At 60.6% G+C, this 12640-nt stretch carries 9 protein-coding genes; 6 read left to right on the top strand and 3 right to left on the bottom strand.

The window, feature by feature from the left end; translation table 11 throughout:
- Nucleotides 1–11: 11 nt before the first annotated feature.
- The 3 genes from QSK43_RS03500 to QSK43_RS03490 all read left to right on the top strand — a co-directional run bounded on the left by QSK43_RS03500 (nucleotide 12) and on the right by QSK43_RS03490 (nucleotide 6283).
- Complete coding sequence (locus QSK43_RS03500) at nucleotides 12–2630, top strand: mechanosensitive ion channel family protein (protein WP_332302331.1); 2619 nt, start codon at nucleotides 12–14, stop codon at nucleotides 2628–2630.
- Nucleotides 2631–2777: 147 nt separating this feature from the next.
- Nucleotides 2778–5291, top strand: coding sequence for a GcvT family protein (locus QSK43_RS03495; protein WP_332302330.1), 2514 nt, complete (start codon nucleotides 2778–2780; stop codon nucleotides 5289–5291).
- Nucleotides 5292–5449: 158 nt separating this feature from the next.
- On the top strand, nucleotides 5450–6283 hold the full coding sequence (locus QSK43_RS03490; RefSeq protein ID WP_332302329.1) for a response regulator: 834 nt from the start codon (nucleotides 5450–5452) through the stop codon (nucleotides 6281–6283).
- Nucleotides 6284–6295: 12 nt separating this feature from the next.
- Here the strand turns inward: QSK43_RS03490 and QSK43_RS03485 are convergent, their stop codons facing one another.
- Entirely contained in the window at nucleotides 6296–7852 is a 1557-nt protein-coding gene (locus QSK43_RS03485) for a phospholipase D family protein (protein ID WP_332302328.1), read from the bottom strand.
- A gap of 166 nt (nucleotides 7853–8018) precedes the next feature.
- On the opposite strand from QSK43_RS03485, the gene QSK43_RS03480 reads away from it, so the two are divergent.
- The 3 genes from QSK43_RS03480 to QSK43_RS03470 are packed head-to-tail and all read left to right on the top strand — an operon-like array spanning nucleotide 8019 to nucleotide 9342.
- Entirely contained in the window at nucleotides 8019–8333 is a 315-nt protein-coding gene (locus QSK43_RS03480; protein WP_332302327.1) for an ArsR/SmtB family transcription factor, read from the top strand.
- Complete coding sequence (locus QSK43_RS03475) at nucleotides 8330–8689, top strand: SRPBCC family protein (protein ID WP_332302326.1); 360 nt, start codon at nucleotides 8330–8332, stop codon at nucleotides 8687–8689. The genes QSK43_RS03480 and QSK43_RS03475 overlap by 4 nt, the downstream gene beginning before the upstream one ends.
- A 44-nt stretch (nucleotides 8690–8733) precedes the next feature.
- Nucleotides 8734–9342 carry an ATP-dependent Clp protease proteolytic subunit gene (locus tag QSK43_RS03470; protein WP_332302325.1) on the top strand — a complete coding sequence of 203 codons (609 nt, stop codon included), beginning with the start codon at nucleotides 8734–8736 and terminating at the stop codon, nucleotides 9340–9342.
- Between the two features lie 9 nt (nucleotides 9343–9351).
- On the opposite strand, the gene QSK43_RS03465 is transcribed toward QSK43_RS03470, so the two are convergent.
- On the bottom strand, nucleotides 9352–10242 hold the full coding sequence (locus QSK43_RS03465; protein WP_332302324.1) for an NAD-dependent epimerase/dehydratase family protein: 891 nt from the start codon (nucleotides 10240–10242) through the stop codon (nucleotides 9352–9354).
- A gap of 70 nt (nucleotides 10243–10312) precedes the next feature.
- Nucleotides 10313–12433, bottom strand: a complete 2121-nt coding sequence (parE, locus tag QSK43_RS03460; RefSeq protein ID WP_332302323.1) for a DNA topoisomerase IV subunit B — start codon at nucleotides 12431–12433, stop codon at nucleotides 10313–10315.
- Nucleotides 12434–12640: the final 207 nt, after the last annotated feature.

Below are 12640 nucleotides of genomic sequence, written 5' to 3'. Positions count from 1 at the left end.
AGGCGAAAGGCATGGATGTGCGGTTGATGTTTGGCGGACTGATATATGGCAGGCGGATGTTCGGCGGGCTTATGCCCGGCCGGTGGCAAAAAGCCGCCATGGCCACGATGATGACCGTCGTGCTCTCTCTCGCCAGTGGCTTTCTGCTGGCCGCAATGCCGGCGTCCGCGCAGGACGCGACAACGCCTGCCCCGGTGGCGATCCAGGCTTCCATCGTCGAGCAGGCAAGGGCGGATCTGGAAAAATGGAAGGCCGATGTGTCGGCCATCGCCGCGCAGGTGGAGGCAGGCGGCAAGGATGACGCACAGCTGGTGGACCTGAAGGGCCGCGCCGATGGCGTTGCGACCGATGCGTCCGCCAGCAACACCAAGCTGCGCACCCGCCTCGATCAGATCAAGACGCGTCTGGAGGCGCTTGGCGCCGCCCCGGCGGAGGACCAGCCGCCGGAAGCGAGCATGGTGACGGAGGAGCGTTCCCGGCTGACGGCGGAGCGCGCCGAGGTGAATGCGATCGCAGGTGAGGTGGAGAGCACGGCCACCAACGCTGCGCAGATTTCCAACAACATCACGGCGGTTCGCCGGGCGCTTTTCGCCGCCACCCTGTTCAAGCGCACCGAAGTCTCCGCCGAGACGCTGGGTGACGCATCTTCCGCCTTCCTCAGCGAGCTGACCAATCTCAACAACGCCTTCAGCAGCTGGGCGGGTTTCGTCTGGAATTACAAACGCCTGCCGATGTTCGGGGCGGTGGTGCTGTCGATCATGGCGGCGCTGCTGTTTCTGGTGGGCGGTTACCGTTTTTTTGGCAGCCGCATGGAAAGGCGTGCCTTTTCGGGCGAGCCTTCCTATCTGCGGCGCCTTTCGGTGGCCTTCTGGTCGACGATGGTGCAGTCGCTGTCGCTGTTCCTGTTCCTGGTGACCTCGGCGTTTTTCCTCGATAATTTCAACGTACTCCGTTCCGATATAGCGCCGATCCTGTTCGGTGCGATGGCGATCACGGGCTTCGTTTATTTCGTGTCGCGGCTGAGCTATGCGATCTTCGCGCCGACGCAACCGGAATGGCGTCTGCTGCAGGTTTCCAACAAGGGTGCGCACACGCTGTCTTCGGCGGTGCTGTTGATGGCGCTCGTCAACGGTCTCGACTATCTGTTCGGCACGATCAGCGAGACGCTCTATTCGCCGTTGATCGTCACCGTCGCCAAGAGCTTCGTCGCCTCGGTCATCATCGGCATCATCCTGCTCACCGTGTCGTTCCTGCGCCCTGTCATCGGCGAGGGGCAGGACTACGACACCGGCAATCAGCGCCTGCCGCGCTGGCTCGTCATTCTGCTCAGGGTTGGCGGGCTTGTTCTCATCGGCGCCTGCCTGACGGGTTATGTCGGGCTGGCGCGCTTCCTCGCCACGCAGATCGTCGCTACGGGTGCTGTGCTGGCGACGATGTATATCGGCATTCTTTCCGGCAAGGCGATTTCCAGACAGGGCGCGTTCTCCGAATCGCTCGCCGGCCGTTACCTCGCACGGCGTTACGGTCTCGGCCTGGTTGCGCTCGATCAGGCCGGGCTTGCCGCGGGGCTTGGCATCTATGTCGTCGCACTTGCCTTCGGCGTGCCGCTCATCCTGTTTTCCTGGGGGTTCCAGCCGGGCGACATCGAAAGCTGGGCCTATCGCCTGCTGACCGGCATCACCGTCGGCAATGCCTCGATCTCGCTGATCGGCCTGTTCGGCGGCGTGCTCGTCTTCGCCATCGGCTATATCATCACGCGCTGGTTCCAGAAGTGGCTGGACAACAACGTCATGGCGCGCGGGCAGGTGGATGCCGGGGTGCGCAACTCGGTCAAGACCGGCATCGGTTATCTCGGCATCGCAGTTGCGGCGATCTTCGGCGTCTCGTCCGCCGGCCTCAACCTCTCGAGCCTCGCGCTGGTCGCCTCCGCCCTTTCTGTCGGTATCGGTTTCGGCCTCCAGAACATCGTCTCGAACTTCGTCTCCGGCCTCATCCTGCTGGTGGAGCGTCCCTTCAAGGTGGGCGACTGGGTGGTCACGGGCACGACGGAAGGCACCGTCAAGCGGCTTTCCGTGCGCGCGACCGAGATCGAAACCTTCCGCGGTCAGTCGATCATCGTGCCGAACTCCGAATTCATCAATTCCTCGGTCGGCAACTGGACGCACCGCAACCGCATCATGCGCGCGGAAATTCCGGTGTCCGTGTCTTATGATTCCGATCCGCAGAAGGTCATGGATATCCTGCTGGAACTGGTGCGCGCCGAGCCGCCGGTGCTGCGCAACCCGGAACCGCATGTGGAATTCCTCCGTTTCGGTGATTTTTCGCTGGATTTCGAATTGCGTTTCCACCTTGCCGATCTGTCGACCGGGCTTGGCGTGAAAAACGCGCTGAGGATCGCGATCCTCAAACGCTTCCGCGAGGAGGGGATCGATATTCCGTTCCCGCAGCGCAATCTCAACATCCATGTGGAAGGCGACGCCAACCCGCAAATGCTGGCGGCGCTGCTTTCCGAAGAGGGCGACAAGGCGGTGGTGGCGCATACGGGCGCGGCGTCTGCTTCGCCGAGGAAGGAAGAACCGAAAGAAGGCGTTAAGACCGCTGGGGAGGGCGGGCAGGACGGGAAGGTATGAAGCGGCGCTGCTCATTTTCGCGCCTGTCGCAGCACCCTATGGCCATGTCGCAATCAGGCGGCTGAAGGGCGGCCGGGCGCTTCATATTCCTCCCATCGATTTGGCGGGACAATCAGGCAACGCCGGCGCTTTTTAGGGGTTCTGTAAATGAAGACACATGCACGGGCGGTGGTGATCGGTGGCGGCGTCGTCGGCGTTTCGACGCTTTATCATCTTGCCAGGAAGGGCTGGAGCGACAGCGTTCTGATCGAGCGCAAGGAACTGACGTCGGGTTCCACCTGGCATGCGGCCGGTCTCCTGCCGCTGTTCAACATGAGTTACTCGGTTGGCCAGATTCACAAATATTCCGTGAAGTTCTATGAAGAACTTCAGGAAGAGACCGGCATGAATGTCGGTTTCTCCAAGGTCTCGAACATCCGTCTCGCCCGCACCAAGGATCGCTGGGACGAATACATGTATTACGCCGGTATTGCCGAGACCATCGGGGTCGAGGTCAAGATGCTGACGCCGGAACAGGTCAAGGAAGTCTGGCCGCTCTGCGAGACGGACGGCCTGCTCGGCGCGATCCAGCATCCCGATGACGGCTACATCCAGCCCGCCGACCTGACACAGGCACTGGCCAAGGGTGCGCGCGACCGCGGCGCGACCATCTACCGCAACACCACCGTTACCGCCATCGAGCAGCTCGAGGACGGTCACTGGAAGGTGACGACCGACAAGGGCGAGATCATCGCCGAACATATCATCTCCTGCACCGGTTCCTTCGCCCGCAAGACCGGCGAGATGGTCGGCATCAATATTCCGGTCATTCCGGTCGAGCATCAATATATCGTCACCGAGCCGCATCCGGCCATTCAGGAGCGCCGCCGTCAGGGCCTGCCGGAAATGGGCGTTCTGCGTGAATCGGATTCGGCCTGGTACATGCGCGAGGAGGCGGGTGGTCTTATCCTCGGCCCCTATGAAGTCGGCGCGCCGGTCTGTTATGTCGATGGTCCTTCGGAGCACAGCGAATATGAGCTGTTCCAGGAGGAACTCGACCGCCTGATGCCGCATATCGAATCTGCCATCGCGCGTGTTCCGGCCTTTGGCGAAGTGGGTATCAAGAAGGTCTATAACGGCGCGATCGCCTATACGCCGGATGGTAACCCGATCGTCGGTCCGGCGCCGGGCCTGACGAATTTCTGGCTGAACGAAGGCCATTCCTTCGGTATCACCGCCGCCGGTGGCGCCGGCTGGCAGCTAGCGGAATGGATCGTCGATGGCGAGCCGACACTCGATCTCATGGGTGTCGATCCGCGCCGCTTCGGACCTCATGCTACCGAAGGCTACCTCATTGCCAAGAACGAGGAAGCCTATGCCAACGTCTTCACCATGCATTATCCCGATGAAGAGCGTTCCGCCGCCCGCCCGCTGAAGACGACGCCGGTTTACGACCGTCTGAAGAAGCTTGGCGGCGTGTTCGGCTCCGTTTATGGCTGGGAGCGCGCCAACTGGTATGCGCCGGAAGGTTATGCGCTGCGCGAAGAAGACCTCGGCGTCGGTGCTGACGTCATCACCAGCCACAACCATGCGCCGCCGCTGGAAGATGGCCGGATCGTCGAGAAATGGTCGTTCCGCCGCTCGAACTATTTCGAACATGTCGGCAACGAGGTGAAGAACGTCACCCAGAATGTCGGCGTGCTGGATATGTCGGCCTTCGCCAAGATGGAAGTGTCCGGTCCCGGCGCGCGCGCCTGGCTGGACAGCATTCTGGCCAATATCGTGCCGAAGAAGCGCGGCCGCATCGCGCTGACGCATCTTCTGACGCCGAATGGCGGCGTGAAGATCGAGTTCACCGTCTATGAATGGGCGCCGGGCCGGTTCTATCTGGTGTCTGCCGGCGGTCTTGAGGCCCACGATCATGACGTGCTTCAGCGGCTTGCGCCCACCGACGGTTCCGTGGTGCTGCAGCCGATCACCCAGAAATACGGTGTGCTGGTGCTTGCCGGTCCGAAGTCGCGCGATCTTCTGAAGAAGCTGACCCGCACCAGCCTCGAGAACAAGGATTTCCCCTGGCTGACGGCGAAACAGATCTCCGTCGGTGTTGCGACGGCGCATGCGCTGCGCGTCAACTTCGTGGGCGAACTGGGCTGGGAACTGCACCATCCGATCGAGATGCAGAACTACATCTTCGACCGGCTGATGGAAGCGGGCGCCGAATTCGGCATCAAGCCTTTCGGTATCCGGGCCATGGTGTCGATGTCGCTCGAAAAATCCTATCGCAACATGGGTCGCGAGCTTTCGGTGGAATACAACGCCTATGAATCCGGTCTCGACCGCTTCCTGCGTCCGGAGAAAAACTTCATCGGCCGCGATGCACTGGTGGCCTACAAGGAAGCTGGCCTGAAATCGGTATTCTCGACGCTGACCGTGTCGGGCAATACGGATGTCGATGCGCGCGGTTCGGAAGCAATCTCCGATGAAAACGGCGCACTTGCCGGCCGCGTCACCAGCGGCGGTTTCGGTTGGCGCGTCGGCAAGTCCATCGCGCTCGCCATGCTGAAACCCGAATATGCAGCTGTTGGCACGAAGCTGAAAATCCGCATTCTCGGCACGCTTTATGATGCCGAGGTGGTGGAAGAAAGCCCCTTCGACACGGAGAATGCGCTGCTGCGCGCCTGAGGCGCTTTTCCGCCCGCATTTGCAACACGGCCCTTCGGGGCCGTGTTTTCTTTTGGGTAAGCATGTGTGCCGACTGTTTTCGGGCAAAAGTGTTATTAATTAATTTGAAAAATACGCCTGCTAATTTCCTCTGAAAGACGACGGGGGACTAGGACAAAATGAATTTTCTGGGCATTACGGGCATGCAATATTCGGGCGTGCCTTTCACCAATTGCCGCATCTTGCTGGCGGAAGACACCAATGTGTTCACCCAGATGGTGAGCCTGCGTCTGAAGGAGCTGCTGGGCGTTTCCGTGGAGGTGTGCCGCAACTTCGAAGAGTTGCAGGCGTGTTACGAACACTCCGCCGATCCTGTCACGCTTGCGATTTCCAACATCAACCTTCCGGGGGCGGAAAATGGCGAGGCGCTGGAATATCTGATCGATCTTTCGATCCCGACCATCGTTTTCACCAGCACCTTTCACGAGGCGACCCGCGAAACGCTGATTGCCAAGAATGTGGTCGACTACATTCTGAAAGACAATATTTTCGCCGTGGACATGCTGACGGAATCCATCTGCCGGTTCCTCACCAACCACCGCCACCATGTGCTGATCGTCGATGACAGCCCGACGGCACGGGCGCTGCTTTCCAGCCGCCTCAAACGCTATAATTTCCGCGTCAGCCTTGCCGACAGCGGCGCGAAAGCGCTCGAAATCCTGAAGGCCAATCCCGATATCGGGCTGGTGGTGACCGACTACAACATGCCGGATATTGACGGTTTCGAACTGACGCGGCGCATCCGCACCGTGCGCGGGTCGCACGAGCTGCGCATCATCGGCGTTTCCTCCTCCACCAACCGGCTTTTGTCGGCGCGGTTCCTGAAGGCGGGCGGCAACGACTTCATGCTGCGCCCCTTCATCGACGAAGAGTTCTACTGTCGTGTCAACCAGAACCTCGACACGCTGGTGCAGATACAATTGGCGAAGGCCGGGGTGAGGCCGGCGGCGTAAAATCGTTATCCGTCAAAGCTGCGATTCAAGCGGCAGGAGACGCATGATGCCTGCGACGAGCCGGCGGCCGATAGCGGCGTCCGGTTCGCGCCGGTATATCTTCGGCTGACCCTGTTCCTCCGTTCTCCAGATGAGGCGATCGCCACTGTCCATATCCAGCTCGAAGCTCATCTGGCGGCGGATTTCTTCGGCGAATATCGCGTCCATGCGGGCGACCAGCGGGGCCGAGGTGAACACGACGCCCATTTCGGTGTTGAGCGAGGCGGAGCGCGGATCGAAATTGAGCGAGCCGATATAGCCGGTCTTGCCATCGCGCGTGAAGGCCTTGGTGTGCAGGCTCGCCTGTCCCGAACCGCGCAGGGTGAAGTTGGACTGGTCCGCCTGCGCGCGCAATTCGTGCAAGCGGACCCCGCCCAGCAAAAGCGGTTTCCGATAGCGGGCATAACCGGCGTGAACGGCGGCCACATCCGTTGCGGCCAGCGAATTCGTCAGGACGGCGACCGACACGCCGCGCTCGGCAAGGCGTGAGAAAATATCCACGCCCTGTTTGCCGGGAATGAAATAGGGCGAAGTGATGTGCAGGCTGTCACTTGCGGCCTGCAGAAGCGGCAGCAGGCTCTCCATCAGGAAATTATAGCCGTCCCGGCGTTTCCCCGCCGCTTTTTCCGGCGGGTCGGCAAGCACGTCCGCTTCATCGACCCAGTGCAGACGATCCGACATCAGGAAATGGCCGCTGCCATATTGGCTCTCGACCCGCTCCAGATAGGGTTTGGCGGCCTCGCTTTTCGGCAGCGCGGCAAGCTCGCGCCGCAATCTGGCAAGCTTGCTCGGCCTGCGCGCCAGAAGCGAACGCACCGGCACGGAAACGGCGCTGTTCCAGTAATCGTCGAATATTTCGGTGGCGTCAGCAACGATCCTGCCGAAACCGAGAATGTCGAAATCATGAAAATTCGCCCGCTCGGCAGCATCGAAATAGGCATCGCCAATATTGCGGCCTCCGACGATGACGGCGCGTCCGTCGGCGATCCACGCCTTGTTGTGCATGCGCCGGTTGACGCTTCGGAAGCGCAGCACGAGTTCGATGCCTCGATACAGGATGTTTTCCCGCGCCCTGGTGGGGTTGAACAGCCGCAGTTCGATATTGGGATGGCTGTCGATCGCATGGAAGATGCGGTCGGAGATGGAAACGCCGAGATCGTCCAGCAGCAGCCGCACGCGCACGCCGCGGTCCGCTGCGGCAATGACCTCGCGCATCATCAGCCGCCCGGTAAGGTCAGCATTCCACATGTAATACATCAGATCGAGGCTTCGCCCCGCGGCCCGTGCCGCCGCCACCCGCACGGCAAAGGCATCGAGGTTGGAATGCAGCAGGCAGAGCGCGTTTTTCTCGTTCCAGCCGTTCCTTATCGACTGCCAGTGCCGATCGAGCCTGGTGGCATCCTCGGCAACGGGCAGGGCGGTTGAGGGACGCTTGGGAATGGTCTTTTCCCGCTGCTTGCTGATGACAACAAACAGGCTCGATCCGAGGACCAGCAACACAATAGTTATAAAGACCGTAAATGCAGTCACTTGTTTTGATCACTCCCGCCTGAAGATTATCAGGCCGGGTGAGAACGTGCGAGGGCATAAAGCGTTCGTGACACAAGAGAGCGTGGATTTGCGAAAATCCGGTTTGCGACACAAATGCAGGAGGGGGGCGCTTGCGAATCGCATAAGTGTGTGCTTATGTGTCGTCATGACAGAGAATGATATTTTCCGGGCGCTGGCCGATCCGACACGCCGTGCGATTTTCGAGAAACTGGCGGATGGCGCCATGAACGCCTCCTCCTTGCGCGAAGGCATCGAAATCAGCCAGCCGGCGATGTCGCAGCATCTTGCGGTGTTGCGGGGTGCGGGGCTGGTGGTTGAAAGGCGGCAGGGCCGTTTCGTCAATTATGAAGTCAATCCGGACGGGCTGACACGGATTGCGGCGTGGCTCGGCAAATACCGCGCCTACTGGCCACAGCGCATCGATGCTCTCAAGCTCTTGCTGAAGGATATGGACCAATGAACAGGCAAACACCCGAAGCGATGAAAAACGGTATCGAGCTTGAATATGATCTCGACGAGCCGCCGCAAAAGGTCTGGCGCGCGATCAGCATTCCGGCGTATCGCGAACACTGGTTGCCGAAGGAGGCTTTGGCCGAAGCCGAGGCGATCAACGTCACGCCCGGGCAGGAGGTTTGCTACAGGCTGCGCGAGGATGTTCCGCCATTTCTGGAAAGCACCGTCACCTTCAGGATCGCGTCGAATACCCGGGGCGGCACCAGCCTGCGGGTTATTCATGAGTTGCCCATTACCGGTCCCGGCCGGATGACAAAGGCTGCCGCAAACCATAACGGTTCGCCGGTCAAGCTCGCCGCCTGAGCCGGCCACATTTCCCGACATTTTCAAACGACAGGAGTTCGCTGATGCGCGAAGCGATGCAACTCGTCCCTATGGTAGTCGAACAATCCGCAAGGGGAGAAAGATCTTTCGACATCTATTCCCGCCTGCTGCGGGAAAGGATCATCTTTCTCAATGGTGAGGTCAACGACACGGTTTCCGCGCTGGTCTGCGCACAATTGCTGTTTCTTGAAGCGGAAAACCCGAAAAAGCCGATCCATCTCTACATCAATTCACCGGGTGGTGCCGTGACCAGCGGTTTCGCAATGTATGACACCATGCGCTATATCCGCGCGCCGGTTCATACGCTGTGCATGGGCACCGCCCGTTCGATGGGGTCGTTCCTGCTTATGGCGGGCGAACCGGGTACGCGGGCGGCACTGCCCAATGCCAGTATCCTCATTCACCAGCCATCCGGCGGGTTTCAGGGGCAGGCGTCGGATATGCTCATCCATGCTGAAGAAATCAGACAGACGAAGCACCGGATGACACGGCTTTATGCCGAGCATTGCAATCGCAACTACGACGAGTTCGAGATGGCGATGGATCGCGACCGTTTCATGACGGTGCAAGAGGCGCTGGAATGGGGATTGATCGACCGCATTCTGGATGTTCGCGAGGATGTGGCGGCTTAAGGGCAGGCCCTACTCGGATTTTTTGCTGATATCAGCACCGGCTGGCAGCACTTCCAGGCTGCGCCGGGCAAGCTCCGCAAATACTTCCTCGAAGCCGAATTGGGATGTCCAGCCCAGTGCGTCTGCGGCGCGGGCCGGCGAATAAATCCGATCGATGGCCCGGGGTAGCTTCCAGCCCCTCTGTTCGAACGCGTCGGCAAGCGCCGGCGCCCGCGCGCGCAGAACGGAGGCGGCGTCGTTTGCGAGGGCGTCGCAGTCGTGAGCGGAAAACGGGGTGGCCGCCGATATGATATAGCGCTGGAAGTCCGCTCCCGTGTTGGTCAGCGCCAGCACATGCGCATCGGCGACATCGCGAATGTCTATGCCGCGATGCAGCCGGTAAGTCGCCATCACGTCCGCAGGCTCCGGGAAGCTTCTGGACATGCGAAGGATGCGTACAGTCAGGCGCGGGCCTGCCATGTTTTCCAGCAGGCGCTCGGCTTCGAGCTTGGTGCGATGATAGATGCTTTTCGGCTGGGGCGGGGTGTCTTCATCGATAAAGGTGCAGGCGTTCGAACGAACGGCGTGTCCGTAGAGCGCCGTGGTGCTGGTGAAAACCAGCCGTTCTACACCGGCAGCAATTACCGCCTCCGCAACCATGCGGGTTCCATCGACGTTGATGCGCTGAAACTCCGCCTCTGGAACCGTGCCGACATGCGGAGCGTGCAACGCTGCCGTATGGATTACCGCGTCCGCATGTTCGAAAGCGGAGCACAGCAGCGCCGCATCGACGAAATCGCCGAGGATATGGGTGGTCGAAAATGGGGAGCGGTCTATTCCGATGACGTTGTGTTTGCCAGCAAGGGCGTTGAAAATTGCGCGGCCGACCCGACCCGAGCTGCCAGTCAGCACTATTCGCATGATGCTCCGCTCCACATCGACGTAAGAAGGCAGCACTGGAGCGCTGCCTTGTCAAAGTCCATTCGGATGATCAGATATCCAGATTATCCGCGAAGGCCGCACGTTCCTGAATGAAACGGAAGCGGGCGTCCGCCTTGGTGCCCATCAGATTGTCCACCGCTTCGCGGGTGCCTTCGAAATCCACATCGTCGATCTCGACGCGCAGCAGGGTGCGCTTGCCGGGATCCATGGTGGTTTCCTTCAGCTGCGCGGCCATCATTTCGCCAAGGCCTTTGAAGCGGCCGATTTCGACCTTCTTGCCCTTGAACATGGTTTCCATCAATTCCGCGCGGTGGGCGTCATCGCGCGCATAGGCGGATTTGGCACCCTGGCGGATGACGTAAAGCGGCGGCACGGCCAGGAACAGGTGGTTGCCGCGAATGAGTTCCGGCATTTCCTGATAGAAAAAGGTGATGAGCAGCGAGGCGATGTGGGCGCCGTCGACATCGGCATCGGTCATGATGATGATGCGCTCGTAACGCAAATCCTCTTCGCGGTATTTCGTGCGCGTGCCGCAGCCGAGCGCCTGGATAAGATCGGCGATCTGCTGGTTGGCGGAGAGTTTTTCGCGGCTGGCGCTGCCGACGTTGAGGATCTTGCCGCGCAGCGGCAGAATGGCCTGATTGGCGCGGTTGCGCGCCTGCTTGGCCGAACCGCCAGCCGAGTCGCCCTCGACAATGAAAAGCTCGGCATTCTCAGCCGTGTTCTGGGAGCAGTCCGCCAGCTTGCCCGGCAGGCGCAGCTTGCGCACCGCCGTCTTGCGGTTGACTTCCTTTTCCTTGCGGCGGCGCAGGCGTTCTTCCGCGCGCTCTATCACCCAGTCCAGCAGCTTGGCCGCTTCGCCCGGATTGCCGGTAAGATAATGGTCGAAGGGATCGCGCAGCGCGTTTTCGACGATGCGCTGGGCTTCGACGGTTGCGAGCTTGTCTTTGGTCTGGCCGACGAATTCCGGTTCGCGAATGAAGACCGAGAGCATGCCGGCCGCCGAGATCATTACGTCATCGGTGGTGATTTCCTTGGCGCGCTTGTTCTGGGTCAGCTCCGCATAGTTCTTTAGCCCCTTGGTGAGCGCGATGCGGAAACCGGCCTCATGCGTGCCGCCTTCGGTGGTGGGAATGGTGTTGCAATAGGAATGGATCTGCGTGTCGCCGCCATACCAGGTCACGGCCCATTCCAGCGCGCCATGGCCGCCGGTCTTTTCCGTCCGGCCCGAGAAAATCTCGCGGGTGACGGTAAATTCCTTGCCGAGAGTCGCCGCCAGATAATCCTTCAGGCCACCGGGGAAATGGAACACAGCCTTTTCGGGAATTTCACCGTCGGCCGGCACCATGCCCGGATCGCAGCTCCAGCGGATTTCGACGCCGCCGAAGAGATAGGCCTTGGACCGGGCCATGCGGAAGATGCGGGCCGGTTCGAATTTCGCGTGATCGCCGAAGATCTGCGGATCCGGATGGAAACGCACGCGGGTGCCGCGACGGTTGTGCACGTCGCCCAGTTCCTCGAGACCGCCGATCGGCGCGCCGCGCGAAAAGCGCTGGCGGTAAAGCTTGCGGTTACGGGCGACTTCCACTTCCAGAAGATCGGACAGCGCGTTGACCACGGAAACGCCGACGCCGTGCAGGCCGCCGGAGGTTTCATAGGCCTTGCCGTCGAACTTGCCGCCGGCATGCAGCTTGGTCATGATGACTTCGAGTGTCGACTTGCCCGGAACCTGCGGATGGTTTTCCACCGGAATGCCGCGTCCGTTGTCGGTAACGGTCAGGAAACCTTCGGTATCGAGATGGACCTCGATGAAATTGGCGTGGCCGGCGACCGCCTCGTCCATGGAGTTGTCGATGACTTCGGCGAAGAGGTGGTGCAGCGCCTTCTCGTCGGTGCCGCCGATATACATGCCGGGCCGCATGCGCACCGGCTCCAGCCCTTCGAGCACGCGGATCGACGAGGCGCCGTATTCGTCACCGGAAGGAGACACGGGCGATGGAGGTGGAGGCGTCGTGACGGCCGCAACGGCTGCGGGTTTCGGCTGCACGTTCACGTTGGCGGGAACGGTTGACGGGGCCTTCACGGGTTTGACCGTGTCCTCGTTCGTTTCCGTTTCGCTGTTGGGTGCCACCGGAAGACCGGAGAAGAGATCGTTGCTATCGTCCATCATGTCCAAGGTTCAAAAAAGCGTGTCGTCAGAATTTCGCCAAGCGAATCAGTATGCCAATAGGGGCGATTATACTGCCAAACGTGTAAGGCGTGTGGCCGAATGCGGCGCACCCTATGCCACGACTATGTCAGGGTTTCGCAACAGGAGGATTGCGCTGCCGTCCTTGCAATGGCAAGTCTCACAGCCACGAATGAACGGTTAACCAAG

It is taken from the genome of Rhizobium sp. GR12 (assembly GCF_036596185.1).
Classification (GTDB): domain Bacteria; phylum Pseudomonadota; class Alphaproteobacteria; order Rhizobiales; family Rhizobiaceae; genus Agrobacterium; species Agrobacterium nepotum.
This window is presented reverse-complemented; position numbering and strand designations above follow the sequence as displayed.